At 71.1% G+C, this 20666-nt stretch carries 15 protein-coding genes; 12 read left to right on the top strand and 3 right to left on the bottom strand.

What is annotated here, in order from left to right; translation table 11 throughout:
- The gene (locus GL325_RS15010; RefSeq protein ID WP_187770064.1) at positions 1 to 1467 is read left to right on the top strand and encodes an NAD-dependent succinate-semialdehyde dehydrogenase; all 1467 of its coding nucleotides are present in this window, start codon (positions 1 to 3) and stop codon (positions 1465 to 1467) included.
- Positions 1468 to 1530: 63 nt separating this feature from the next.
- Here GL325_RS15010 and GL325_RS15005 read toward each other — a convergent pair whose 3' ends face one another.
- Entirely contained in the window at positions 1531 to 1923 is a 393-nt protein-coding gene (locus GL325_RS15005; protein WP_187770063.1) for a universal stress protein, read from the bottom strand.
- Positions 1924 to 2033: 110 nt separating this feature from the next.
- Here GL325_RS15005 and GL325_RS15000 point away from each other — a divergent pair, with 110 nt between their 5' ends.
- The 7 genes from GL325_RS15000 to GL325_RS14970 all read left to right on the top strand — a co-directional run bounded on the left by GL325_RS15000 (position 2034) and on the right by GL325_RS14970 (position 11522).
- Positions 2034 to 3770 carry an acyclic terpene utilization AtuA family protein gene (locus GL325_RS15000; RefSeq protein WP_187770062.1) on the top strand — a complete coding sequence of 579 codons (1737 nt, stop codon included), beginning with the start codon at positions 2034 to 2036 and terminating at the stop codon, positions 3768 to 3770.
- A complete protein-coding gene (locus tag GL325_RS14995) occupies positions 3767 to 4918 on the top strand; it encodes an acyl-CoA dehydrogenase family protein (protein WP_187770061.1) in 1152 nt (383 codons plus the stop codon). The genes GL325_RS15000 and GL325_RS14995 overlap by 4 nt, the downstream gene beginning before the upstream one ends.
- Before the next feature lie 104 nt (positions 4919 to 5022).
- Positions 5023 to 6066 (top strand): winged helix DNA-binding domain-containing protein, encoded by a 1044-nt coding sequence (locus GL325_RS14990; RefSeq protein ID WP_187770060.1) that lies wholly within the window; start codon positions 5023 to 5025, stop codon positions 6064 to 6066.
- Positions 6063 to 7661 (top strand): acyl-CoA carboxylase subunit beta, encoded by a 1599-nt coding sequence (locus GL325_RS14985; protein ID WP_187770059.1) that lies wholly within the window; start codon positions 6063 to 6065, stop codon positions 7659 to 7661. The genes GL325_RS14990 and GL325_RS14985 overlap by 4 nt, the downstream gene beginning before the upstream one ends.
- A 32-nt stretch (positions 7662 to 7693) precedes the next feature.
- Complete coding sequence (locus GL325_RS14980; protein WP_187770058.1) at positions 7694 to 9601, top strand: biotin carboxylase N-terminal domain-containing protein; 1908 nt, start codon at positions 7694 to 7696, stop codon at positions 9599 to 9601.
- A complete protein-coding gene (locus GL325_RS14975; RefSeq protein ID WP_154597440.1) occupies positions 9598 to 10761 on the top strand; it encodes an acyl-CoA dehydrogenase family protein in 1164 nt (387 codons plus the stop codon). The genes GL325_RS14980 and GL325_RS14975 overlap by 4 nt, the downstream gene beginning before the upstream one ends.
- Before the next feature lie 14 nt (positions 10762 to 10775).
- Positions 10776 to 11522: an enoyl-CoA hydratase-related protein gene (locus GL325_RS14970; RefSeq protein ID WP_187770057.1), complete on the top strand. Its 747-nt coding sequence runs from the start codon at positions 10776 to 10778 to the stop codon at positions 11520 to 11522.
- 59 nt (positions 11523 to 11581) lie between these two features.
- Here GL325_RS14970 and GL325_RS14965 read toward each other — a convergent pair whose 3' ends face one another.
- Both GL325_RS14965 and GL325_RS14960 read right to left on the bottom strand, forming a co-directional pair.
- Entirely contained in the window at positions 11582 to 12388 is an 807-nt protein-coding gene (locus GL325_RS14965; RefSeq protein WP_154597442.1) for a hypothetical protein, read from the bottom strand.
- A 98-nt stretch (positions 12389 to 12486) separates the two neighbouring features.
- Positions 12487 to 12615: a hypothetical protein gene (locus GL325_RS14960; protein ID WP_255467077.1), complete on the bottom strand. Its 129-nt coding sequence runs from the start codon at positions 12613 to 12615 to the stop codon at positions 12487 to 12489.
- Positions 12616 to 13245: 630 nt separating this feature from the next.
- Between GL325_RS14960 and GL325_RS16045 the strand changes: the two genes are divergently transcribed.
- The 4 genes from GL325_RS16045 (at position 13246) to GL325_RS14940 (ending at position 20518) form a co-directional block, all read left to right on the top strand.
- The gene (locus tag GL325_RS16045) at positions 13246 to 15645 is read left to right on the top strand and encodes an Ig-like domain-containing protein (RefSeq protein ID WP_187770056.1); all 2400 of its coding nucleotides are present in this window, start codon (positions 13246 to 13248) and stop codon (positions 15643 to 15645) included.
- Positions 15646 to 15727: 82 nt separating this feature from the next.
- Positions 15728 to 17815: a UvrD-helicase domain-containing protein gene (locus tag GL325_RS14950; RefSeq protein ID WP_187770055.1), complete on the top strand. Its 2088-nt coding sequence runs from the start codon at positions 15728 to 15730 to the stop codon at positions 17813 to 17815.
- Positions 17812 to 19326: a metallophosphoesterase gene (locus GL325_RS14945; RefSeq protein ID WP_154597445.1), complete on the top strand. Its 1515-nt coding sequence runs from the start codon at positions 17812 to 17814 to the stop codon at positions 19324 to 19326. Before GL325_RS14950 ends, GL325_RS14945 begins: the two co-directional genes overlap by 4 nt.
- 10 nt (positions 19327 to 19336) lie before the next feature.
- Complete coding sequence (locus tag GL325_RS14940; RefSeq protein WP_187770054.1) at positions 19337 to 20518, top strand: hypothetical protein; 1182 nt, start codon at positions 19337 to 19339, stop codon at positions 20516 to 20518.
- The last annotated feature ends 148 nt before the right edge of the window (positions 20519 to 20666 follow it).

Raw genomic sequence — 20666 nt, 5'->3', positions numbered from 1 at the left:
ATGAGCGTTGCCGACTTCATCGACTCCCTGCTCGGCGGTCAGTCCGCCGAGCTGTTCATCGGTGGCCGTTGGGTGCCCGCGTCCGGCAGTGCGACCTTCGAGGTCGAGGACCCCGCCACGGGCAAGGTCATCGCCCGTGCCGCCGAGGGTACGGCCGAGGACGGCCAGGCCGCGCTGGCCGCCGCGGACGCCGCCCAGGAGTCGTGGGGCGCGACGACCCCGCGCGAGCGGGCCGACCTGCTGCGCGCCGCCTTTGACCTCATCACCGAGCACGCCGAGGACTTCGCCCGGCTCATCACCGCCGAGATGGGCAAGTCGCTGGCCGAGGCGCGCGGCGAGGTCACCTACGGCGCCGAGTTCCTGCGTTGGTTCTCCGAGGAGGCCGTCCGCATCGACGGGCGTTTCGGGACGCTGCCGTCGGGGCGGCTCAAGATGATGGTCGACCGCCGGCCGGTGGGGCCGTCGCTGCTGATCACGCCGTGGAACTTCCCGCTGGCGATGGCCACGCGCAAGCTCGGCCCGGCGCTCGCGGCCGGCTGCACCGCCATCGTCAAGCCGGCCGAGCTGACCCCGCTCACCACCCTGGCCGTCGCGAAGGTCTTCGAGGAGGTGGGCGTCCCGGCCGGTGTGGTCAACGTGCTCACCACCACCGACCCGGGCGCCACGACCGGGCCGCTGCTGTCCGACCCGCGGCTGCGCAAACTGTCGTTCACGGGCTCCACGCCGGTCGGCAAGGCGCTGCTGGCGCAGGCCGCGGACGGCGTGCTGCGCTGCTCGATGGAGCTCGGCGGCAGCGCGCCGTTCATCGTGTTCGAGGACGCCGATGTCGACGCCGCGGTCGAGGGCGCGATCGCGGCCAAGACCCGCAACATCGGCGAGGCCTGCACCGCCGCGAACCGCTTCCTCGTCCACCAGGACGTCCACGAGGAGTTCGTGCGGAAGTTCGCCCGGGCCATGGGCCGGCTGCGGATCGGAGCGGGCGACCAGCCCGACACCGACCTCGGGCCCCTCATCGACGACCGCAGCCGCACGCGTGTGCACGGCCTGGTGACCGACGCGGTCGAGCGCGGCGCGCGTGTCGTGGTGGGCGGCGAGCTGCCCGACGGCCCGGGACACTTCTACCCCGCCACCGTCCTGGACGAAGTCGATGCGCAGTCGCGCGTGGTGACCGAGGAGATCTTCGGTCCCGTCGCTCCCGTGCAGGTGTTCGCCGACGAGGACGAGGCCGTTGCGCTGGCGAACTGCACGCCCTACGGGCTGGTCGCCTACGTCTACACGCCCGACCTGGACCGGGCGCTGCGCTTCGTGCCGCGCCTGCAGTTCGGCATGGTCGGCGTCAACGCCGGCGTCGTCTCCGACCCCGCCGCACCGTTCGGCGGCGTGAAGCACTCCGGCCTGGGCCGCGAGGGCGGCCGCGAGGGCATCGACGAGTACCTCGAGTACCAGTACGTCGGCGTCGGTCGCTGACGTCAGACGACAACGCCGGGGCGAGTGGTCACACGACCACCTGCCCCGGCGTTCGGCTGGTGTTCAGACGGCGGGCTTGACCGTCAGCACCGCGCAGGGGGCCTCGAGGAGGAGGCGCTGGGCGATGCTGCCCATCAGCAGTTTGCCGACGGGGGAGCGGCGGCGAAGGCCGATCACCAGCAACTGCGCGTCGAACTTCTGGACGGCCTCCAGGACGCCACTGACGACATCGGCCTCTTCGATCTGGAAGGCCGTCGCCGGCACGCCGGCCTGCTCGGCCGCCTCGATCACGGCTGCGAGGTCCTGCTCGGTGCTGGCGGTGTTCTCGACGAGCGCTCCGCCCCGCAGCACGTTCACCACGACGAGGGGCACGTCACGCAGCTGCGCTTCGCGGATCGCGGCGGGAATGGCGGCCTCACCCTGGGGGCTGGGCGTGTAGGAGAGCAGAACGGTCATGGTGCACCTTTCGAGATACGTATACCGAAGTGTATGCAGAGTCGCACGCCCTGACAAAGTAACTAAAAAGCAGGCTTGACTGTTTCTTTGTGACGGGGGACACTCATCCCGTGCGTACTCTTCGTGTCGGCAACTGCTCGGGCTTCTACGGCGATCGCTTCTCGGCGATGCGCGAGATGCTCGAGGGCGGCGAGCTCGACTACCTGACCGGCGACTACCTCGCCGAGCTGACGATGCTGATCCTCGGCCGCGACCGGATGAAGAGCACCGACCTCGGGTACGCCAAGACCTTCCTCAAGCAGCTGACCGAGAACCTCGCCCTGGCGAAGGAGCGCGGCGTCAAGATCGTCGCCAATGCCGGCGGCCTCAACCCCGCCGGCCTGGCCGAGGCCATTCGTAAGGTCGCCGCCGAGCAAGGGATCGACGTCTCGGTGGCGCACGTCGAGGGTGACGACCTGCTGGCACGCTCGGCTGAGCTCGGCTTCGGCGACGCGCTGACCGCCAACGCCTACCTCGGCGCGTTCGGCATCGCCGAGGCGCTGAAGTCCGGCGCCGACATCGTCGTCACCGGCCGCGTCACGGACGCCTCCGTCGTCGTCGGGCCGGCGATCGCCGAGTTCGGTTGGGGCCGCGAGGACTTCGACCGGCTCGCCGGCGCGGTCGTGGCGGGCCATGTCATCGAGTGCGGCGCGCAGGCGACGGGCGGCAACTTCAGCGGCTTCCTCGACATCGACACCAGCCGGCCGCTCGGCTTCCCCCTCGCCGAGATCAGCGAGACCGGCGACGTCGTCATCACGAAGCACGACGGCACCGGCGGCGCGGTCACGGTCGACACGGTCACCGCCCAGCTCGTCTACGAGATCCAGGACCAGCGGTACCTGAACCCCGACGTCGTGGTCGACCTGACCAGCATCGACCTGACCGCCGACGGCGACGATCGGGTGCGCATCTCGGGCGTACGCGGCGGTGCGCCGCCGGCGACCACGAAGGTCTGTCTCAACGCGTTCGGCGGCTTCCGCAACAGCGTCGAGTTCGTCCTGACCGGCCTCGACATCGAGGAGAAGGCGGCATGGGTGCGCCGCCAGATCGAGGCGGCTCTGGCCGGCAACCCGCCCGCCGAGATCGTCTGGGACCTGGCGCGCACCGACCACCGTGACCCGGCCTCGCAGCCCGCGGCCGCCGCGATCCTGCGCTGCCACGTCAAGGACGGCGACCAGGACAAGGTCGGCCGCGCGTTCAGTGGCGCCGCCGTCGAGATCGCGCTCGCGTCGTACCCGGGCTTCACCATGACCGCGCCTCCCGGCCGCGGAGCCCCCTACGGCATCTACCGGGCCGCCTACGTGCCCCAGGCCGAGGTGCCCCACGTGGTCGTCCATGCCGACGGCTCGCGCACCGAGATCGCCCCGCCCGCCGTCACGGCCGACCCCGAGAGCCACTTTTGGAACCGGATCCACGCAAATTCGGCAGAGAATGGTGGATCCGTTTCCAAAAGTGGCCCGGGGCAGCCGATCGCGTTGGGCCGCCTCGTCCACGCTCGCTCGGGCGACAAGGGCGGTAACGCCAACGTCGGCGTCTGGATCCCCTCGAGCCACCCGCGCCGCGAGGCCGCCTACGCCTGGCTCGAGACCTTCCTGACCGAGGACCGCGTCCGCGAGCTGCTGCCCGAGGCGGCCGACCTGGCGATCGACGTCCATCCGCTGCCGAACCTGTCCGGCATCAACCTGATCCTGCACGGCCTGCTGGGGGAGGGCGTCGCCTCGTCGACGCGCTTCGACCCCCAGGCCAAGGCGCTCGGCGAATGGTTGCGCGCCCGCATCGTCACCATCCCCGAGGAGCTGCTCGCATGAAACCCTGGAACACGGACGAGCGGCAGGCGCTGCGCCAGGCCGTCGAGGCCTTCACCCGTGCCGAGATCGCACCGCACATCGCCCAGTGGGAGGACGACGGCGAGCTCCCGCGCGAGCTGCACCTCAAGACCGCGAAGGCCGGCTTCCTGGCCGTCGGGTTCCCCGAGGAGGTAGGCGGCGACGGCGGCGACATGATCGACGCCGGCATCGCCACCGAGGCGATGCTGGCCGCCGGTGGATCGACGGGCCTGCAGGCCAGCCTGTTCACCCACTCGATCGCGACGCCCCACATCATCGACTCGGGCAACACCCACCTGATCGACTGCTACGTCCGCCCGACGCTGGCCGGCGAGATGATCGGCGCCCTCGGCGTCACCGAGCCCGGTGGCGGCTCCGACGTGGCCAACATCCGCACCCGCGCCGTCCGCGACGGCGACCACTACGTCGTCAACGGCGCCAAGACGTTCATCACCAGCGGCGTCCGCGCCGACTTCGTCACCACCGCCGTCCGCACGGGCGACGAGGGCCACGGCGGCATCAGCCTGCTGGTCATCGAGAAGGACACACCCGGCTTCACCGTCGGCCGCAGTCTGCGCAAGATGGGCTGGCACTGCTCCGACACCGCAGAGCTCTCCTTCGAGGACGTCCGCGTCCCCGTCGAGAACGTCGTGGGTGAGGAGAACAGCGGCTTCTACCTGATCGCCCAGCAGTTCGTCGGCGAGCGCATCAACCTCGCGACGCAGGCCTACGCGACCTCCCAGCGCGCCCTCGACCTGGCGGCCGCGTACGCCAAGGAGCGCGAGACCTTCGGCAAGCCGCTCATCGCCCGCCAGGTCATCCGCCACAAGCTCGTCGAGATGCACTCGCGGACCGCTGCCACCCGCGCCCTGACCCGCGAGGTCGTCGAGCGCGCCCTCGACACCCCCAAGTCCGACCCGACCCTGATCCTCGACGCGGTCGTGGCGAAGAACCAGGCTGTCGCGTGTGCCGAGTTCGTCGTCCACGAGGCCGTGCAGATCTTCGGCGGCATGGGCTACATGCGTGAGTCCGAGATCGACCGTCACTACCGCGACGCCCGGATCCTGGGCATCGGCGGCGGTGCCACCGAGGTCATGAAGGATCTCGCCGCGAAGCTGCTGGGGTACTGAGTGACTCCCAGCCGCCCACCCTCGCGCCACTTTTGGAAACGGATCCACGTGTTTTCGTCCGTGGAAGGTGAAACCGTTTCCAAAAGTGGAGAGGGGTGGCGGGCATGAGCCCAGCACAGGTCCGCGGAGAGCGGATGGCGCGGCAACGGTTGATCGGCGAGCCGTTCCCGGACCTCGCGTCCTGCGTCGGCACCCTCGGCGCGGTGCAGTTCCAGGAGTTCGAGGACTCGCTGTGGTCGCTCGCCCGGCGCACGAAGGACCGCCCGAGCCGTGAGGCCATCGCCGCCGAGATCGCCGAGGGCTCGCTCGTGCGTCACCACGTGCTGCGCCCGACGTGGCACGTCGTCCGCGTCGAGGACCTCGGCTGGATGCTCGACCTGACGGCCGACCGGATCCGCGCGCAGTCGCGCCCGCAGTTGCGGTCCACCGGTCTGCTCGAGGACCGCGACCGGTTCGTCGCCTTGGTCGGCCAGATCGTCGAGGCCGCGGACGTCCCGCTGACCCGCAAGGAGATCGGAGCGGCCCTGGCCGAGCGCGGGGTCGAGCTCAAGGGCATGGCGCTCGGTCACGTCACGATGGGCGCCGAGCTGGACAAGATCGTGACGACCGGCCCTCGCCGCGGCAGCTGGGACACCTTCGTCCCCTACGCGTCGCGCATCCCCACCGCGCCGATCGACCGGGACGAGGCGCTCGTCCGTCTCGCGTCGATGTACCTGGCCGGACACGCGCCCGCCACCGCCCGCGACTTCGCCTGGTGGGCCGGCCTGACCCTCACCGACGCGCGGCGCGCGTTCGAGCAGGTCGAGCCCGAGGCGTTCGACGCGCCCACCTCGGACGGCACCGCGTTCCTGCTGAGCCTCTTCGACGAGCTCGTCATCGCCTACCAGGACCGCTCGCACTACGAGGTGCCCACCGCGCGCGACGGCATCATCGACGTCTGGGGCGGCAACCTGGCGCTGCTCGACGGCGTGGTCGCCGGGACCTGGCGCCGCCTCAAGCCCCAGCGCAAGGCCGACCCGGTCCGCCTGGAGATCACCCCCGTGCGAGCCCTCTCGCCCACCGACCGCGAGCGCATCGAGACCGATGCCGCCTCGCTCATCGACCACCTCGACACCACCGTCGACCTGCAGTGGAAGGACCACGCATGAGTGCAGTCAGGACCGCCGTCGACCCGACGTCGGCCGCGTACGCCCAGAACCGGGAGGTGGCGCTCGAACGCGTCGCCGACCTCGCCGAGCAGCACGCCAAGGCGCTGGCCGGCGGCGGCGAGAAGTACGTGGACCGTCATCACCAACGGGGCAAGCTGACCGCGCGCGAGCGCATCGAGCTGCTCGTCGATCCGGACGTGCCGTTCCTCGAGCTGGGCGCGTTGGCCGGCTGGGGCACCGACTTCACCGTCGGCGGCTCGATCATCACCGGCATCGGTGTCGTCGAGGGCGTCGAGTGCATGATCATCGCCAACGACCCCACCGTGAAGGGCGGCTCGTCCAACCCGGTCACGGTCAAGAAGGGCTTCCGCGCCGCGCAGATCGCGGCCGAGAACCGGCTGCCCACGATCAACCTCGTCGAGTCCGGCGGCGCCGACCTGCCGACGCAGAAGGACATCTTCATCCCCGGCGGCGCCAGCTTCCGCAACATCACGCAGGCCAGCGAGGACCGCCGTCCCACGGTCGCGCTGGTCTTCGGCAACTCAACGGCGGGCGGCGCCTACGTGCCCGGCATGAGCGACTACGTCGTCATGGTCGACGGCGGCGCCAAGGTCTTCCTCGGTGGACCGCCGCTGGTGAAGATGGCCACGGGCGAGGAGTCCGACGACGAGTCGCTCGGCGGCGCCCAGATGCACGCCAAGCAGTCCGGCCTGGCCGACTACCTGGCCGTCGACGAACGCGACGCGATCCGCCTCGGCCGCCAGATCATGCGCCGCATCAACTGGCGCAAGGCCGGCCCGGTGCCCGCCTCGGTCTACAGCGAGCCGCTGCTGGACCAGGAGGACCTGCTGGGGATCGTGCCCACCGACCTGAAGATCCCGTTCGACCCCCGCGAGGTCATCGCGCGCCTGGTCGACGGCAGCGAGTTCGACGAGTTCAAGCCGCTCTACGGCCAGAGCCTCGTCACCGGCTTCGCCCAGCTGCACGGGCACCCGATCGGCATCCTGGCCAACGCCCAGGGCGTGCTCTTCAGCCAGGAGGCCCAGAAGGCCGCGCAGTTCATCCAGCTGGCGAACCAGATCGACACGCCACTGCTGTTCCTGCACAACACGACGGGCTACATGGTGGGTGCGGAGTACGAGCAGGGCGGCATCATCAAGCACGGCGCGCAGATGATCAACGCCGTCTCGAACAGCAAGGTCCCGCACATCTCGATCGTGATGGGCGCCTCGTACGGCGCCGGTCACTACGGCATGAGCGGCCGCGCCTACGACCCGCGCTTCATGTTCAGCTGGGTCGGCGCCAAGTCCGCCGTGATGGGCCCGGCGCAGCTGGCCGGCGTCATGGAGATCGTGGCCCGCCAGTCCTCGGAGTCCAAGGGCATCCCCTTCGACGCCGAGGGGTTCCAAGGCATCAAGGACCTCGTCGAGCAGCAGATCGAGGAGCAGTCGCTGGCCTACTTCACCAGCGGCCTGGGCTACGACGACGGTGTCATCGACCCGCGCGACACCCGCACCATCTTGGGCATCTGCCTGTCCGCCATCGCCAACGCGCCCGTCGAGGGCGCCCGCGGCTACGGGGTGTTCCGCCTGTGAGCGCCTCCACCGTCCAGCAAGGAGTCAACCCGGTGACCATCAGAAGAGTCCTCGTCGCCAACCGTGGCGAGATCGCCCGCCGCGTGTTCCGCACGGCCCGTGACCTCGGCATCGAGACGGTCGCCGTGTTCTCCGACGCCGACGCCGACATGCCGTTCGTGGCCGAGGCGGACCTCGCGGTGCGCCTGCCCGGCAGCGCGCCCTCGGAGACCTACCTGCGCGGCGACCTCGTGATCGACGCCGCGCGCCGCACGGGTGCCGACGCGATCCACCCCGGCTACGGCTTCCTGTCCGAGAACGCCGCCTTCGCCCGTGAGGTCGAGGCGGCCGGTCTGGTCTGGATCGGCCCCAGCCCGGAGTCCATCGACCAGATGGGCAGCAAGATCCGCGCCAAGGAGATCATGGCCGCGGCCGACGTGCCGATCCTCTCGGTCGACGTCGCCTCGGTGACGGACGCCGACCTGCCGCTGCTGGTCAAGGCCAGTGCCGGCGGTGGCGGTCGCGGCATGCGCGTGGTCGAGCGGCTGGAGGACCTCGACGGCGAGCTGGCCAAGGCGCAGGCCGAGGCCCAGTCCGCGTTCGGCGACGGCACCGTCTTCGTCGAGCCGTACCTGCCGCGCGCCCGCCACGTCGAGGTGCAGATCCTGGCCGACACGCACGGCACCGTCTGGGCCGTCGGCGACCGTGACTGCTCGATCCAGCGTCGTCACCAGAAGGTCGTCGAGGAGGCGCCCGCGCCGAACCTGTCCGACACGGCGCGCAAGACCCTGCACACCGCGGCCCGGGCGGCCGCCGAGGCCGTGGGCTACCGCGGCGCCGGCACGGTCGAGTTCCTCGTCGACGGCGACCGAGTCTTCTTCCTGGAGATGAACACCCGTCTGCAGGTCGAGCACCCCGTCACCGAGCAGGTGCACGGCATCGATCTCGTCGCCGCGCAGATCGCGATCGCCGAGGGCAAGCCGCTCGAGGGCGAGGTCTCGGCGCCGCAGGGCCACTCCATCGAGGTGCGCCTCTACGCCGAGGACCCGGCCGACGACTGGTCGCCCCAGACCGGCGCGATCCGCGTCTTCGACTTCCCCGAGACGGTCCGCGTCGACTCGGCGGTCGAGGTGGGCAGCGTCGTGGGCATCCACTACGACGCCATGATCGCCAAGGTCATCGCGCACGGTCCTGACCGCACCACGGCGCTGCGCATCCTGGTCGACGCACTGCGTCGGTCGAGCGTGCACGGTGTCACGACGAACCGGTCGGCCCTGCGCCAGATCCTCGAGGCCCAGCCGGTGCAGGACGCCGACCTGTGGACCTCGATGCTGGAGGAGCACGCCGACGCGTGGATCACGACGGAGGCCGGCGACCCGCTGGTGCCCGTCGCGGCAGCCCTGGCCGAGGCCACGATCGCGGCCGCGTCCGGGCGGGTGCTCTCGCGCATCCCCGCCGGGTTCCGCAACGTCCCGAGCCAGCCGTTGACGCGCGAGTACGAGGGTCACGAGCCCGTCCGGTACCGCAGCGCTGGTGGACGGCTCACCGTCGACGGGGTCACCGTCGTCTCGCTCGACACGTTCGGCTCGGCGGCCGAGGTGCTGCTCGAGGCCGACGGCGTCACCCGCCGCTACTGGGTCGAGACCGGCGAGAAGCACGTCGACGTCGACGGTCCGGAGGGCTCGACGAGCCTGACGCCGGTGCCGCGCTTCGTCGATCCCGCCGACGTCGTCGCCGAGGGTTCGCTGCTGGCCCCCATGCCCGCCGCGGTCACCGCGGTCCAGGTCGCCGACGGCGATCGCGTCTCGAAGGGCGACCCCGTGGTCGTCCTCGAGGCCATGAAGATGCAGCACACCATCACGGCGCCGTCCGACGGCGTCGTCAGCAACCTGGCGGTCACCGTCGGGCAGCAGGTCGAGGCCGGAGCCGTCCTCGCCGTCATCGAGGAGGAAGCAGAATGAGCAACTTCACCGAGTCCGAGGAGCGTCGCGAGCTGCGCAAGGCCGTCGCGGCCCTGGGCGCCAAGTACGGCGAGCACTACTTCTACGACGCCGCGAACTCCGGTCGCAAGACCACCGAGCTGTGGTCCGAGGCGGGCAAGCTCGGCTACCTCGGCGTCTCGATCCCCGAGGAGTTCGGCGGCGGTGGCGGCGACATCGGCGATCTCGCCGCGGTGTGCGAGGAGCTGGCGGTCGCCGGTTGCCCGCTGCTGCTGATGGTCGTCTCGCCGGCGATCGTCGGCACGGTCATCGCGCAGTACGGCACGCCCGAGCAGAAGCAGCGCTGGCTGCCCGGCCTGGCCGACGGCACCGAGACGTACGCCTTCAGCATCACCGAGCCGGATGCCGGGTCGAACTCGCACAACCTGGTCACCACGGCCACGAAGACCGAGGACGGCGGCTGGATCCTCAAGGGCGGCAAGACCTACATCTCCGGCGTCGACGAGGCCAGCCACGTGCTGGTCGTCGGTCGCACGGCCGACGCCAGGAGTGGCAAGCTCAAGCCCGCGTTGTTCATGGTGCCGACCGATGCCGAGGGCTTCAGCGCCCAGGAGATCGAGATGGGCATCACGAGTCCCGAGAAGCAGTTCACCCTGTTCTTCGACGACATCCGCCTGCCCGCCGATGCCCTGGTCGGCAGCGAGGACGCCGGTCTCGAGCAGTTGTTCGCCGGCCTCAACCCCGAGCGCATCATGGCGGCCTCGATGGGCACCGGCACCGCGCGCTGGGCGCTCAACAAGGCCGTCGCCTACGCCAAGGAGCGCGACGTCTGGGGCAAGCCGATCGGCGCGCACCAGGCGATCGCCCACCCGCTGGCGCAGTTGCACATCGACATCGAGATGACGCGACTGCTGACCCAGAAGGCCGCGGCGCTCTACGCCGCGGGCGACCTGATGGGCGCCGGCGAGGCCGCCAACATGGCCAAGGTCGCCGCCGGTGACGCGGCCGCCCGGGCGGTGGACACGGCGATCCAGACCCACGGCGGCAACGGCCTGGCGAACGAGTACGGTCTCGTCCAGGCCCTGGCCGCGTCGCGCCTGTCGAACATCGCGCCGGTGAGCAAGCAGATGGCCCTCAACTTCGTGGCCCAGTTCTCGCTCGGCCTGCCGAAGTCCTACTGAGTCGGAGGAGCACCATGACCGAACTCGTCCACCTGGACGTCGCCGACGGCGTCGCGACGATCACCCTCGACAGCGAGCACAACCGCAACGCGCTGAGCCGCCAGCTCGTCACCGAGCTGCGCGACCACCTGGCCACCGCGGAGGCCGACGCCGACGCGAAGGTGATCGTGCTGCGCTCGGCTCACCGCGTGTTCTGCTCGGGTGCCGATCTGTCGGAGGCGGCGGAGGGCTCGATGCAGCAGGGCGCGGCAGCGCTGATCGACCTGCAGCGTCGGCTGGCCACGAGCGCGAAGCCCGTCGTGGTGGCGCTCGGCGGTCCCGTGCGCGCGGGTGGTCTCGGCCTGGTCGGTGCCGCCGACATCGTGTTGGCCACGCGTCCGGTGACGTTCGCGCTGACCGAGGTCCGGCTGGCGCTGGCGCCCGCGGTCATCAGTCTGTCGTTGTTGCCGCGGCTGGCCCCGCGAGCGGCGTCCGACCTCTTCCTCACGGGGCGCAAGTTCGACGCCGTCGAGGCGGCCGAGATCGGCCTGGTCACCCGCGTCGTCGAGGACGGTGAGCTCGAGTCCGGGCTCCAGGCCGTGCTCGCCGACCTGGCCCAGGGGTACCCGCAGGGGTTCCGCGAGACGAAGGCGCTGCTGAACCACGACCTCGTCGAGCGCATCGATCGGCTGGGCGACCAGGTGGCCGAGCAGTCGGCGCGGCTCTTCGGCAGCGACGAGGCCCGCGAGGCCATGCTGGCGTTCCTGTCCCGCAAGGGCTGACCCAGGCCCGACGACGAGCGCCCCTCCCGAGACTGGGAGGGGCGCTCGTCGTGCTCCGGTCAGTCCTGCGACGGAACCGGCTTCAGTGCGTTCACCGAACAGTGCGCCTGCGGGGCGATGACGGCGATCCGCTGGGTGTACCCGTGCATGAAGCCGAAGAGACGCTGGCCGGTCAGCGAGGCGTTGAAGGCGCGCGGCGCCGTCTTCGCCTTGACCTGGAAATGCGATTCCGCGGGCTTCGGATCGTCGTCCAGCACGTCGTAAGGCGACTTCACGGTGAGGAGCGTGGCGTCACCTTCCGATTCGTCGAGGACTCCGACCGTCGACCTGAAGGTGTCGCACGAGCCGGCGGGGGCGATGAAGAGCGACACGTACTGCCAGACGAGCCAGGCCTTCGGGTAGGTCCGGCCGGCAACGGTGGCGGGCCCGGTGGTCACCGCATTCGCCTCCGCGTCGATCGGCTGCTGCGTGAGGTCGAGCCAGCGCCAGCCGACATACCGGCGCGCCGTGCTCTTGCCGGCGCGGGCGCGCTTGGACTTCGGCGCGACGACGCGCACGGCATGAGCACCGGCGGTCGAGACCTTGATGCGGGTCGCGTAGCCGCGCTTCTTGGTGGTGCGGACCTTCTTGACGGTCCTCCACTTCCCGGCGCCGACCTTGACCTGGACGGCGAGGCGCTTCTTGGCCGCCTTGGGTCCTCGGACCTTGCCCGAGACCTTGACGGTCTGACCGACGTCGGCCTTCGTCGTCGACAACTTGATCGAGACCTTGTAGGTCGGCTTCTTCGCGGCCTCGGCCGAGGCCGTGGGCGCGAGCGAGACGATCAGGCCGACGGCAGCGGCGACGGCGATGGAGCGTGGACGCATGGATGTTCTCCCCCGAGATGGATTTGTGGTCGCCACAATTTAACGAGTCCGGCTCGGCCCGTCCGCCGAAACGCCGAAATCAGCCGAAGCGCCGTGGCTCACGGCAGCGGCAGTGCGGGCAGTGCGTTGAGCGAGCAACGGATCCGTGGCGAGATCACGACTGCGGTGTTCCCCATGTCGCCCAGGCCGAGGACCCGACGGCCGGTCAGCGTGTGGCGGATGGGCACCGGTGCGGCACCGGGAGCGAGGCTTCCCGGCCGCCTCGGCGGCCGTGGCGGGCGCGAGTGAGACGACGAGGCCGAGCACAGCGGCCAGGGCGATGATGCGCACGCGCATGACGACACACTCCCCGAGGTCAGTGACGAACCGCCCCGAACCTGGCGAAGACCGACCCGTCGTGCGCCCTGAACGGCGCAGACGTGGTGACGATCGAGCAGCGCCCCCTCCCCCGAGCTGAAGGGGGCGCTCGAACGACCGCTGTGCGGGTCAGCCCAGGCGCATGGTGGTTCCTGACCTCGGGGGATGGGGCCTCAGGCTAGGCGCGCTCGCGGCGCCGCGAGGTGACAACAGGAGTTACATCAGAAATATTTGACACATTCGTCCCACTTCGCCCGGGAGCGCCCCGCGGGCTCCGGCCGTCCCCCCTCGACGTTCGGCGCTCGCGGGGCGCCGTCGTTGAAGAGCCGTGCCGTTCGCTCCTGATACCTCCGACCCGGAGTCGGGCTGCGCCTCGGCCGCGCCCACTCCGTGGCTCGAGGGCTGGTCATCGCGCCCGGATGTGAGTACCGTCACGCTGTAACTATCAGTGACAGGCTGGCCTCGGGGGCCTGTGGGAGCCAGGAGTCGTCGTGTCCCCAGTGAGAACCTTCCTTGCCGTTGCTGCTCCGGCCGCCACCGTCGCCGCCACGCTGACCGCGGTCCTCGCCACCTCGCCCGCGCAAGCTGCCGGCGACCTGCCCGTCGGTCCGGGCGAGTTGGCGACGAGCCTGCCGTACGACTGTCGCGTCCGGGCCGGAGGGTTGGACCTGGGAGTTCACCGGGTGACTGCGACCCCGTCCGTGACGTACCCGGAGACCCCGGCCCCTGGCGACGTGCTCCCGGCCCGGACCCTCGACGTGTCCTGGGTGATGCCCGAGCTCCTCCGGGAGGCGTCGTACGAGATTCTGGCGGCGAGATCGTTCGAGGGAGCGGCCGACGGTGTCGAGCTCGCGATCGAGACCGCAGGTCGCTGGTCCGGTCTGCCGCCCACCTCGCTGACGATCGCGCGCGCCGACCTGCCCGCCTCCGGGGGCTGGACACTCGACGCCGAGGCCACGGTGCCGGCGATCACGGTGCCCGACGATGCCCGTGAGGCGGTCTGGTTGGGCCTGCCCAGGACCATCGGCATCGCGGGGGCCTTCGAGACGGCCGACTATGGCAGCCTCCCTGCTTCGCTCACCTGCGAGGCAGCCGAGGATCACACGATCGGCGGTATCCGCGTGGCAGGGGCGACCAACCCGACGCCCCCGACGGACCGTCCGACGGTCAACCCCACGACCGAGCCCGTGCCGTCCGATCCGACGACCGACCCGTCCCCGGACCCCACCGATCCCACCGACCCGCCGACTGACCCGACGGACCCGACCGATCCGCCGACCGACCCGGTGCCCGGGCCCGGAGGAGCGGTCCCGGTCGGACCCGGGACGTTGTCCCGAGCCGCTTCCTACCAGTGCGCGGTGACCGCGGCAGGTCTGAACCTGGGCACCCAGGCCTTCTCCCTCGCGGCCACGGCCGACTACCCCGAGACCGCGGCGCCCGGGGACGTGTTGGCGGCGCGTGAACTGACGGTCCGGTGGACGTCGAGCGAGCGGCTGCGGCAGTCCGTGGCGCTGTTGCTCGGGGCGACGGAGGCGGAGGGGACCGCTGCCGATGCGGCGCTGTCGGTCACCACTGCGGGCCGGACGACCGAGCTCGAGCCGACCGCGCTGGCATTCTCGCGGGCGTCCGTCTCCGAGACGGCCGACCCGCCGTGGACGATGCAGGGCACCGCCACGATCCCGGCGATCACCGTCCCGCAGGACGCCACCGGCGCGGTCTGGCTGGGGCTGCCGGACAACTTCACGATCACCCAGGTCTTGTACAAGGCGGACAACTCGACGTACCCGATGGTGGCGACGTGCGCCGCCGGTCAGGACCGCCTGCTCGGCGGCATCGCGCTGGCCGGTCAGACCGCCCCGGAGCCGCCTGTCCTCGATCTCCCGAGCCAGCCGACCGAACCGACGCCGCCGACCGAGCCGACGCCGCCGACCGACCCCACCACGCCGCCGTTCCCCACGGACCCGCCCGGTGAGCCCGGCGGCGAGGTGCCCATGGGGTTGGGTCAGCTCTCACGGACGATCACGTACCGCTGCGAGACGATCGTCGGTGGCCTGGTGCTGGGCACCCAGGACGTCGCGGTCACGGCGACGACGGACTATGGGGCGTTCCAGGGCGACTCGCTGCCGGGAAGCCCCTTGTTCCTGCGTCTTCACATGCCGGAGCTGCTGCGTGGCGCCGTCACCGACATCGTGGGCGGACGCGAATCCTCAGGTTCGATCACCGGGATGCCCTTGACGGTGACGTTCAACGGGGCCCCGTTCGACGCTCCAATGCGACCCCTGCAGTTCCCCTTGAGTCCCGTGCCCCAGCAGGTGGGCGAGCCGTGGGTGTTGGCGGGACAGGGCGAGATCATGCCGATGACCCTGGGCGGTGTGGCCGGCGTGGTGACGTTCGGCCTGCCAGCCACGTTCCGTCTGGATCTCTCGCTGAACACGGCCAGCGATGAAGTCCCGTCGTCCGTGAGCTGCACGGGACCCAGTGACCGCCTGATCCGGGCCTTCGAGGTCGACGAACAGCCGACCGATGGACCCACGCCGGGGCCGACGACCGAACCGAGCACCGTGCCGACGACCGAGTTCACGGTCGAGCCGACCACCGAGCCGACCACGGCTCCGACCAGTGGTCCGGTCCTGCTGGCGCCGACGGTCAAGGTCGGCGCCCTGAGTCTGTGGCGCTCGGCGGTCTTCACCGTCGGGGTGTCGGCGAAGGGCACCGTCCCGACCGGCACCGTGACGGTCCGGCTCGGTGACAAGACGGTCGCGAAGGGCCGGGTCTTCCTGGGCGTGAGCATCCTGACGGCGAGCAACCTGCCGAAGGGTCAGCACTCGTTCTCCATCACCTACAGCGGCGACGCCAAGGTCGCGGAGAAGACGGTGACGAAGGTCCTGCGCATCAACTGAGCCCGAAGCGTGGCGATGGGGGCGACCGGCTGGCCTGCGGTGCCTAGAATGGAGAGTTCCCCCATGCCAGCGAAGGACGTTGATGAGCAACCCCTCACCCGATGAACGCGAGCTCGAGCACGAGCAGGCGTACGTCGACACGGTCTACCAGCGGCTGGAGGAGTCCACCAAGGTCGCCCAGTCGCTCGTCGTCGAGGGCCTGGCTCGGGGCCACATCGGCCACGAGGGCGGTCTGGTCGAGCGCGACGCGATGGTCTACCAGGCCTCGCGCCGGCTGAGCGCCCTGCACGCCGCCCACGACGGGCTCGTGTTCGGCCGCCTCGACCTGAACGGCGGCGACGCCCGGTACATCGGTCGCATCGGCGTGCGCGACGAGGACCGCGAGATCATCCTCGTCGACTGGCGTGCTCCGGCTGCCGCCGTGTTCTACCAGGCCACCGCCCAGGATCCGGCCGGCGTCGTCCGGCGTCGGGTGCTGCGCTGCCGCGGCGACCGCGTCGTCGGCATCGAGGACGAGCTGCTCGACGCCGAGGCGGCGCCCGACGACATGGTCGTGATCGGCGAGGGTGCCCTGCTGGCCAGCCTCAGCCGCGCTCGCGACAGCTCGATGCACTCGGTCGTGGCCACGATCCAGAAGGAGCAGGACGAGGCCATCCGCGCCCCTGCTCGCGGCGCCACGATCATCGGCGGCGGGCCCGGAACGGGCAAGACCGTCGTCGCGCTGCACCGCGCGGCCTACCTGCTCTACACGGACCGTCGCCGCTTCGAGTCCGGCGGCGTCCTGGTGGTCGGCCCGTCCGGCGTGTTCATGAACTACATCGAGCGCGTCCTGCCGAGCCTCGGCGAGACCAGCGTCGTGCTGCGGTCGATCGGCGAGGTCGTCGACGGCATCCGGGCCGACCGCCACGCGTCGCCCGAGATGGCGGCTCTGCTGGGTTCGGCCCGCATGGCGAAGGTCTTGGCCCGCGTCGCGAGGTCGCCGCAGGCGGGGGCACCCCACCGCTTCGACCTGTTCTACCGGGACGACCGCCTCGTGCTCGAGGCCTCCGACCTGGCCCGCATCCGGCGCCGGGTGCTGGCGAACGGCCTGCCCAACACCACCCAGGCCGTCGCGCGCGAGGAACTGGTCAAGGCCCTGTGGGAGCGCGTCACCGGTGATCGCGGTCTCGACCGCGGCGAGGAGGCGTTCGCCGACCAGCTCGACGGCGACCTGACGTTCGAGACGTTCGTCGACGAGTGGTGGCCCGAGCTCGACCCGGTCGAGGTCTGGCGGTCCGTCCCGTCGCGCCTCGGCGAGGTCGCGTCCGATCTCTACACCTCGTTCGAGCAGCAGGTCCTGCGCCGTGAGTGGGCCGACCACCCCACGATCGAGGACATCCCGCTCATCGACGAGCTGCGGCACCTGCTCGGTGAGGCGCCGGTCCGCTCCGAGGACGACTGGGCCACGCCGAAGCAGATGATGAGCTTCGAGCAGCGCGAGCGCGAGGACCGGGTCCAGGCCACCGGCAGCATCGACGACGTGGGCTACGCGCACGTGCTGGTCGACGAGGCGCAGGACCTCTCGCCGATGCAGTGGCGCATGCTCGGCCGTCGTGGCCGCACCGCCAGCTGGACGATCGTGGGCGACGAGGCACAGTCCTCGTGGCCGGTCCCGTCCGAATCGGCCGCCGCGCGCGACGAGGCGCTCGGCACGATGCCGGTCCACCGCTTCCGGCTCTCGACGAACTACCGCAACTCCGCCGAGATCTACGAGTTCGCCGCCCAGGTCGCGACCCACGCGATCGAGCGTCCCGATCTCGCCGACGCGGTCCGCCGCACCGGAGTCGACCCGCACCACGAGGTCGTGCCCGGCGACGAGCTGCTCGGCCGGGTGGCCGACATGGCCGCCGAGATGCTCACGCAGGTCGAGGGCACCGTCGCCGTCGTCGCCCCCGCGGGACGTCTGGCCGAGGTCACCGCGGCGGTGCCGGCCGACGAACGGCTCCGCGTGCTCGAGCCGCTCGACACCAAGGGACTGGAGTTCGACGGTGTCGTGCTGGTCGATCCCGACGCCGTGGTCTCCGAGGCCGCGTCGGGCTGGCGCACGCTCTACGTCGTGCTGACCCGTGCGACCCAGCGACTCGTCACCGTGGGCACCTCGCGCCGGTGGCTCGATCGGGTGGCCGAGTGAGCCGTGCCCTCGCGGCGCTCGCCCTGGCGATCGTCGGGTTGGTCGTGGCCGTGCCCGTCACCGCGGCGACGTTCCTCGACACGGAGCGGGCCGTCACGATCGGCGCCCACAACGCCACCGCCAGTCCCACCTTCGACGGCCACGTGACGATCGTGGCCGGACCGCTGCTGCCCGAGTTGCGCATGCCCTCGGACGCCGTGCTGGGCATCGGCGCCGAGGTCGTGCTGCGGGACAGCCCCGACACCGACCTCGAGCGCGTCCTGGCGCAGGACGCGGCGATCGCGAGCCAGCCCGAGGGCGAGATCGCCGCGATGACCTCCGAGATGACCGACATGGCCCTGGCGGCCCTGCAGCGGGGCGTCGCCGCCGGCGTCGTCGCGATGGTCGTCGTGGGCGGCGTGTGGTGGGCGCTGGGTCCCCGGCGTCGCCGCGAGCTGCGCGAGGCGTGGCCGCCCGACCCGCGCCCCGCGTTGGTCATGGGCGTCCTGGTGATCGTGGTGCTGGGCGCGGTCATGGCCTATGCGCAGGACCCCGACACCGAGCGCGAGGTGGCCTGGGTCCCGATCCGCCAGGAGTTCCCCGAGCTGCCCGACGAGCCACGCCTGGACAAGGTCGAGATCTCGAGGGGGGCGGCCACCGCCACCAGCAAGGCCATCGTCCAGGGCGCGCTCGACACCTACCAGGCGTCGCTGTCGTTCTATTCGGACCTGGCCGAGAAGGCGAAGGGCATCGCCGTCCGCGCGCCCGAGCCTGGTCAGACCACCGCGCTGGTCGTCACCGATCGGCACAACAACGTCGGCATGGACCCCGTCGCCCGCGAGGTCGCCGACGCCGCCGACGCGTCCTTCGTGCTCGACCTCGGCGACGACACGTCGAACGGTGCGTCCTGGGAGGCCTTCAGCATCAAGTCGCTGCGTCAGACCTTCGCCGACCTGCCGATCGTCGCCGTCGCGGGCAACCACGACACCGGCGACCACGTGCTCGACGAGATGGAGCGTCACGACTTCATCGTGCTCGACGGCGAGCCGGTCGAGGTCGAGGGCGTGCGGATCCTCGGTGAGAGCGATCCGCGCAGCTCGGGCCTGACCGCCGGCTACAACGGCAACGAGGACGACAACATCTCCGCCATCACCGACCAGAACGTCGCGCTGGCCGACACGGCGTGTGAGGACGGCGAGGTCAGCCTGCTGGCCACCCACAGCGCCGCCTCGGCCAAGGCCACCGTCGCGCAGGGGTGCGTCGACCTGGCCATCAGCGGACACCTCCACCGTCAGGAGGGCCCGGTCAGCACCGAGGGGCCGAACGGCACGTCGACCCAGTTGACGATCGGCTCCACCGGCGGCGCGGTCTACGCGTTCGCGCTCGGCACCAAGCTGCGTCGCGACGCCCAGGTGGCCGTGCTGACCTTCGAGGACGGCCGTGCCGTCGGCCTCCAGGTCGTCACGTTCAAGCCCGGTGCCGTCATCGACGTCGGCGCGTACACGACCCTGCCCGTGGCAGCGGCGCCCTGAGGAGGGTGACGTGACCCTCCGCTCGAGCTTCCACTTCCCGCCCGGTGCGCGGGTGCTGCACATCGGCCCGCACAAGACGGGGACGACCTCGGTGCAGCGGTCCCTGCACGACGCGCGCGACGCGGTGGCGGCCCAGGGCCTGCACTACGCCGGCACCACCAGCCAGCCGATCGACGAGGTCCTGTCGATGCTTGCGGGCGAGAACCCCCGGCCGCCGGTCGACGCTCCTGCCAACGACCGGCCGTGGCGGCGCCTCGTCAAGGAGGTCCAGGAGAGTCGGGACCGGGTGGTGCTGGTCAGCAGCGAGTTCTTCGCGGACGCCCGCGAGTCGGCGATCCGCCGCGCGGTGGCCGAGCTCGGCGGCGAGAACCCCTACGTGCTGGTGACGCTGCGACCGCTGCCGCGGATCATGCCGTCCCAGTGGCAGCAGTACGTCCAGAACGGGGTGAAGACCGGCTACGGCAAGTGGCTCAAGGCGATGTTGCGCGAAGCCGAGACCACGCGGTTGACCCCGTCGTTCTGGTGGCGGCACCGTCACGACCAGCTGGTCGCCCGGTGGGCCGAGGTCGTCGGTCCGGACCGAGTCGTCGTGGTGGTGCTCGACGAGTCCGACCCCGAGCAGTTGCTGCGCGACGTCGAAGGGCTGTTCTCGCTGCGGGCCGGCACCCTGCGCACTCCCGTCGTCGACAACCGCTCCCTGACCTGGCCCGAGATCGAGCTGCTGCGCGAGTTCAACCGCCAGTTCGCGAAGTCGGGGCTGCCACAGGCGGTGCATCACCACGCCATCCGGTTCGGTGTCGCGCGGTACCTCCAGCAGCGCACCCCGGCGCCGGACGAGCCGCGGTTGCTGACGCCTCGGTGGGCCGCCCGCGAGGCCGCCGAGCTCGGCGGTCGCATGGGCGCGTGCATCGCGGCCAGCGGTGTCCATGTCGTCGGCGATCCCGCGTCGTTGGGCGCCATGCCCACCTCCGGTGTGCGGCCCAAGGGTGCGGGCACGCCCACCGCCTCGGTGCCGCCGGAGCTGGGTGCCGCCGCGCTGATGGGTCTGGTCCACGCCAGTGGTCTGCCCGAGGTCGTCGGGGGCGGCAAGGTTCCCGAGGCGATGCTCGGCGCCCAGCCGGTGCCGACCGCCGGGTTCGCGCGCGCCACGTGGCGCCGCGCCCGCGACCGGGTGCGCCGTCTCTTCGCCTGACTCCGCCCGCGAACGCCCGGCCGGGACGGGTACGCTGGCGCCATGTCGACGACCAGCTGCTGGTGGCACCTCCGCTAGGAGGACTGTCGACGTACCCACGCCCAGACCCCCACATGGCGGTCTGGGCGTCGTTCGTCCGACCGCGGGA

The organism is Aeromicrobium sp. 636 (assembly GCF_024433585.1).
GTDB classification, from domain to species: domain Bacteria; phylum Actinomycetota; class Actinomycetes; order Propionibacteriales; family Nocardioidaceae; genus Aeromicrobium; species Aeromicrobium senzhongii.
Note: the sequence above shows the minus strand (reverse complement) of the source record. Positions and strands in the feature narration are given on the sequence as shown.

Coding starts and splice junctions, on each gene's coding strand:
- GL325_RS15010 (WP_187770064.1), top strand. CDS start 1: ATGAGCGTTGCCGACTTCATCGACTCCCTGCTCGGCGGTCAGTCCGCC.
- GL325_RS15005 (WP_187770063.1), bottom strand. CDS start 1,923: ATGACCGTTCTGCTCTCCTACACGCCCAGCCCCCAGGGTGAGGCCGCC.
- GL325_RS14995 (WP_187770061.1), top strand. CDS start 3,767: ATGAAACCCTGGAACACGGACGAGCGGCAGGCGCTGCGCCAGGCCGTC.
- GL325_RS14990 (WP_187770060.1), top strand. CDS start 5,023: ATGAGCCCAGCACAGGTCCGCGGAGAGCGGATGGCGCGGCAACGGTTG.
- GL325_RS14985 (WP_187770059.1), top strand. CDS start 6,063: ATGAGTGCAGTCAGGACCGCCGTCGACCCGACGTCGGCCGCGTACGCC.
- GL325_RS14975 (WP_154597440.1), top strand. CDS start 9,598: ATGAGCAACTTCACCGAGTCCGAGGAGCGTCGCGAGCTGCGCAAGGCC.
- GL325_RS14970 (WP_187770057.1), top strand. CDS start 10,776: ATGACCGAACTCGTCCACCTGGACGTCGCCGACGGCGTCGCGACGATC.
- GL325_RS14965 (WP_154597442.1), bottom strand. CDS start 12,388: ATGCGTCCACGCTCCATCGCCGTCGCCGCTGCCGTCGGCCTGATCGTC.
- GL325_RS14950 (WP_187770055.1), top strand. CDS start 15,728: ATGAGCAACCCCTCACCCGATGAACGCGAGCTCGAGCACGAGCAGGCG.